At 67.0% G+C, this 4,809-nt stretch carries 7 protein-coding genes and 1 pseudogene; 6 read left to right on the top strand and 2 right to left on the bottom strand.

What is annotated here, in order from left to right:
* The coding region (locus AAG816_RS27460; protein ID WP_341992897.1) for a 3-oxoacyl-[acyl-carrier-protein] synthase III C-terminal domain-containing protein at positions 1-554 on the top strand (554 nt) is incomplete at its 5' end.
* 129 nt (positions 555-683) lie between these two features.
* The gene (locus AAG816_RS27455) at positions 684-1,106 is read left to right on the top strand and encodes a transposase (protein ID WP_341992896.1); all 423 of its coding nucleotides are present in this window, start codon (positions 684-686) and stop codon (positions 1,104-1,106) included.
* A 57-nt stretch (positions 1,107-1,163) separates the two neighbouring features.
* On the opposite strand, the gene AAG816_RS27450 is transcribed toward AAG816_RS27455, so the two are convergent.
* The gene (locus AAG816_RS27450; protein ID WP_341992899.1) at positions 1,164-1,304 is read right to left on the bottom strand and encodes a hypothetical protein; all 141 of its coding nucleotides are present in this window, start codon (positions 1,302-1,304) and stop codon (positions 1,164-1,166) included.
* 137 nt (positions 1,305-1,441) lie between these two features.
* Between AAG816_RS27450 and AAG816_RS27445 the strand changes: the two genes are divergently transcribed.
* The 4 genes from AAG816_RS27445 to AAG816_RS27430 all read left to right on the top strand — a co-directional run bounded on the left by AAG816_RS27445 (position 1,442) and on the right by AAG816_RS27430 (position 4,663).
* Entirely contained in the window at positions 1,442-2,134 is a 693-nt protein-coding gene (locus AAG816_RS27445; RefSeq protein ID WP_341992895.1) for a plasmid pRiA4b ORF-3 family protein, read from the top strand.
* A gap of 18 nt (positions 2,135-2,152) precedes the next feature.
* A complete protein-coding gene (locus AAG816_RS27440) occupies positions 2,153-3,550 on the top strand; it encodes an ISKra4 family transposase (RefSeq protein WP_341992898.1) in 1,398 nt (465 codons plus the stop codon).
* A gap of 80 nt (positions 3,551-3,630) precedes the next feature.
* Positions 3,631-4,254, top strand: coding sequence for a helix-turn-helix domain-containing protein (locus tag AAG816_RS27435; RefSeq protein ID WP_341992894.1), 624 nt, complete (start codon positions 3,631-3,633; stop codon positions 4,252-4,254).
* Entirely contained in the window at positions 4,220-4,663 is a 444-nt protein-coding gene (locus tag AAG816_RS27430; RefSeq protein ID WP_341992893.1) for a transposase, read from the top strand. Before AAG816_RS27435 ends, AAG816_RS27430 begins: the two co-directional genes overlap by 35 nt.
* Before the next feature lie 8 nt (positions 4,664-4,671).
* On the opposite strand, the pseudogene AAG816_RS27425 reads toward AAG816_RS27430, so the two are convergent.
* Positions 4,672-4,809 (bottom strand): annotated as a pseudogene (locus AAG816_RS27425) (IS630 family transposase); the annotation flags it as partial.

Genomic DNA, 4,809 nt, shown 5'->3' with positions numbered 1-4,809 from the left:
CGCTGCCGGTGGTGATCGGCACCGACGGCGCCGGCGCGCGGCACATCTTCGTCAAGGCCGGCGGCAAGCGCCACAGCCTGATCCCGCCGGTGGCCTCCCAGGGCCGCATCGCCGACGAGGCCGCTGCCGCTCAGCTGGAGCGCGACGCCCGCCTGACCCTGAACGGGGCGGAGGTGTTCTCCTTCACCCTGCGCGCCGTGCCGCCGCTGCTGCGCGAGGCGATGGAGCACGCCGGCACCGACATCGACGGCCTCGACCGCATCGTCCTGCACCAGGCCAACGCCTTCATGCTGGAGCATCTGCGCAAACGCATCAAGGCGCCGGCGGAGAAGTTCGTCATCGACATGCAGGGTTTCGGCAACACCAGCTCCGCCTCCATCCCCCTGGCGATCTGCCACAGCCTGGGCGCCCAGCTGGCGGCCGGGCCGGTGAAGACGTTGATGGCCGGGTTCGGCGTCGGCTGGTCCTGGGGCGCCATGATCGCCGAGCTTGGGCCGATGCCGGAGCCGCAGGTGGTGGACCTGCCGGAGGGCTGGCCGGTGCTGGCGGTGTGAGAGCATCTTTTGTAAAGGTCGAGGCTCATGACGGGTTCCGGGGTGGTGAGGGCGGCGCTGTCCCAGCGTGATCAATGACGCGGCTGGCGGTTGAAGAGGCTTTCTTGGAGACGATCCGGGGGTGTCCCGATGGCCGCGCCGCTTTTGGTGAACCTGTCGTCCTTGCTGGACGACGCCAAGTGCTTCGAATTGATCCGGCAGCACCGCTGGCCCGAAGGCGTCCGGTGTCCGCATTACGATGACGCCACGGCGGTTGCCTGCGATGGGCATGACGATACGCAGCCGCATCGCCAGCGTTATCGGTGCTCGGCGTGCGGCTCGCGCTTCGACGACTTGTCCGGCACGGTGCTGGCCGGGCATCACCAACCACTGCAGATTTGGGTGCTGTGCCTGTACTTCATGGGCCTGAATTTGTCGAGCCGCCAGATCGCCCAGGAACTCGATCTGGCCGTCTCGGATGTGCAGGCGATGACCGAACAGTTGCGCTCCGGCATCACCGCCAGAGGTGGCCTGGAGAATCTGGACAGTCTGCTGAGTGGATTTTCCGCCTGAACGCGGCGACAATCGCCGCCTATCAGGAGCACACATGACGAAACGGACCCGCCGGAATCACACACCGGCCTTCAAGGCGAAGGTGGCGTTGGCCGCGATCAGATGGTGTTCGAGCACGAAGGCGAGCATGCCTCGCAGTGGGCGGCGATCAGCTCGATCGCGGCGAAGATCGGCTGCATGTGCATCGGCCTGCAACACTGGGCCAGTTTCAGGGGTGATCGGCGTCCAATAACCAGCCACCCCTGATCTGGAGAGCATAACAAACCTGGGGGTGCCGGACTGACGGCCGGATTAGGGCGGCGGTAGGCTACGGGGGACAGAGTCATGGATGTGCAATGGCGCGACGACCACCCCGCAAGCGGAATCCCGATCCCGAGCTGCCGATCCTGCAGCTGAAAGTGCGCCTACTGGACGTCAGTCCGATGGTCTGGCGGCGCCTGCTGATCCCGGCCGTGATGACCCTGCGCGAGCTGCACGGTGTTCTCCAGGTCGCCATGGGCTGGGAGGGCGTTCACCTCTACGTCTTCGAACTCCGCGCCCGCCGCTACGGCTCGCCCAACCTGTGCACTGGAAACCCCGATGTTCCACTGGCCGACCTGCGCCTGCGGATCGGGGGCAAGCTGCGCTATCTCTACGACATGGGCGACGGCTGGCGCCATGAGGTGCGGGTCGAGGGCCGGCTGGAGGCTGAGGCCGGCGGCATGTATCCGCTGTGCCTCGCTGGCGCGCATCCCTGCCCGGTGGAGGACAGTGGCGGACCAGTGGGCTGGCGGGAGCGCCGCCGCGCGCTCGTCGGCTTCGAGGCGCTGGAGGAGCTGGCCGAGATCGGCGACGTGCTCGCAAGCGTCGCCGAAACCCGGTCCCTAGCGGTGCTGGACGAGCCGGAAGCCCGTGACCGCTTCGAGGCGGCTGTGGAGCGGATGGAGGAGCGCAAACGCTGGCTGCCCAAGGAGTTCTGCCGAATCCAGGTCAATGAACGGTTTCGCCGGGAGGAGCACAAGCAGCTGATGCACCAGCAACTCTGGTGACCAGCGGCGGAGAGGGTGATGAACGTCAGGATGCGGATGCAGATCGTGGACGACGACGGGACGGTCCTCGCCGACGACACGGTCCTGGAGCTGGACAAGCCGGCCCTCCAGCTGGAAGCGCTCGGCCTGTCGCTGGCCGAGGCGAAGCGTCTGCTCCGGGCCACCCAGGAACGGCTGCTGGCGGTTCAGGCGGCCGATCACCTGGCCCGTCACCGCCATTGTCCGGACTGTGGCCGGGTCCGGGCGAGCAAGGGGGTGAGGCCGATCCGCTTCCGGACCCTGTTCGGCACCGTGGACGTTCCCGGCCGGCGCCTGCGCCATTGCGCCTGCCACCCAAAGGCCGGCCGCAGCTTCAGTCCGCTGACGGCCCTAGTCACCCAGCATGTGGCCCCCGAGCTGCAGTTTCTCGAGGCCAAATGGGCGTCGCTGGTATCCTACGGCATCACCGCCGACCTGTTGAGGGACGTGCTGCCGGTCGCGGACGCAACCAACCCGATGACCGTCCGGCGTGATCTGGTCCGGATCGCCACGCGGCTGGAGGCGGTGCTGGGCGAGGAACAGCACTCCTTCATCGAGGGCAGTCCTGCCGACTGGAGCGAATTGCCGGACCCCGAGGGCCCGATCATCGTCGGCATGGACGGCGGCTTCGTGCGGGGCTGGGAGGACAAGACGGCGCAGTTCGAGGTGATCGCCGGCAAGTCCGTGCCCGAGGATCGCGCCGACCGGTTCTTCGGTTTCGTGCAGACGCACGACACCAAGCCGCGGCGGCGGTTGAACCAGGTTCTGCGCGACCAGTGCCTGCAGATGAACCAGGACGTCACCTTCCTCACCGATGGCGGCGACAGTGTCCGGGCGCTGGTCGCCGCCATGTCGCCATGCGCCGAACATCTCCTGGACTGGTTCCACATCGCCATGCGGTTCACCGTGCTCGGGCAGTTCGCCAAGGGCGTGGCCCAGCAGGACGCCGCCGTCGGCGCCGACGTCACCGAGCGGCTGGAGCGGATCAAGTGGCGGCTCTGGCACGGGGACGCCATCGAAGCCCAGGAGCGCCTCGAGGACTTGGCCGAGGACCTTCGCGCCCTGGATCTGGCGTACGATGGGTTGAAGAAGTTCGCCCGGTTGACGGCGGAGTGCGCGGGCTACATCGCCAACAACATCGACGCCATCCCCCATTACGGGGAGCGGCGGCGGTACGGGGAGCCGATCTCCACCGCCTTCGTGGAGTCCACCGTCAACGTGGTGATCGACAAGCGGATGTCCAAGCGTCAGCAGATGCAGTGGACCAAACGCGGCGCTCACCACCTGCTGCAGGTGCGGACCCGCACCTTGGACGGAACGCTGCGGCCGGTGTTCGAGAGCTGGTATCCCGGGCTCGCCGCCAATGACCATTCCTCAGCCGAACAGATCGCCGCCTGAGCTTCACCCCCAGGTTTGTTATGCTCTCCTGATCTGGCAGACTACCACCCTGGGTTTGGACGACAGGGTGGCGGACAGGGATGTTGACGGTGGAGACGATCGCACGGATACGACGCGAGCACGCGAAGGGGAAAAGCATCCGGGCCATTGCCCGGTCGCTGAAGGTGTCGCGGGAGACGGTGACGAAATACCTGCGCTCTGGCGAGACGGCGCCGCGCTACGAGCGCCAGCACCAGCCGCTTCCGAAGCTGGCCGGGTTCCAGGAGGAGCTGGAACGGCTGATCACGGAGAACGAGCGGCGGCCAGCCCGCGACCGGCTCGCCTACCTGGGGCTCTTCGGACGGCTGAAGGATGCCGGGTTCCAGGGCGGCTACGACACGGTGCGGCGCTACATCAAGCGCTTCAAGCAGCGCCAGCCGCCGAGTGGGCCGGTGAACGCCTACGTTCCGCTCACCTTTGCCCCGGCCGAGGCGTACCAGTTCGACTGGGCGGAGGAGTGGATCATCCTGGACGGGGTGACGACCAAGGTGCAGGTCGCCCATGTCCGCCTGTGCCACAGCCGCATGCCGTTCGTGGCGGTCTATCGTAAGCGCTACGAGCGCACCCTTCTTCCCGAAGTGTCTTCCGTAGCCGAGACTGCGCGCGGGTTCACGGGAGACGGAGGGCACGATGGGCGAAGGCGTCAGGCTTCATCCCAGACTTGAAGCCATGGATGAAGGCAGGCCGTATCGGCGGATTGAGGTGATCACGGGGCGGCGGCAGCGACGCTCGTATACAGCGGAGGAGAAGGCGCGCATCGTGGCGGAGAGCGCGGCGCCGGATGCCAACATCTCCGAGGTGGCGCGGCGTAGCGGGGTGAACCGCGGTCTGCTCACGGTCTGGCGCCGGGAGGCGGGCATCGTCCCGCAAGTGGCTCCGGTTGAGATGCCGCTGTTCGTCCCCGTCACAGTCGCCGAGGAGCCGCCGCCTTCGGAAGATCGACGTCCGACAGCCCGGGAGCCGGTGCCGGGCCGGATCGAGATGGACTTGCGAAGCGGGCGGCTCGTGCTCCACGGCGCGGTTGATCCCAGCCTTGCGGCGGCGGTTGTTGCAGCGGCGCGGGGGCGGGGATGATACCAAGTTCATGAAGTTTTGACCTGTGTGGCCCACGGATAACCACAGGTTGATTGAATGCGGCCTGGCTTGTTGATGAGGGAGTTCCAGGCGCGGCAACAGGCGTCGATAATGTGCTTTGTGTCGGTGAACAGGCGGTGCGAGAG

Source organism: Azorhizobium sp. AG788, from assembly GCF_943371865.1.
Classification (GTDB): Bacteria; Pseudomonadota; Alphaproteobacteria; order Rhizobiales; family Xanthobacteraceae; genus Azorhizobium.
The sequence above is the reverse complement of the archived record's forward strand: the minus strand, read 5'-3'. Positions and strand labels throughout refer to the sequence as shown.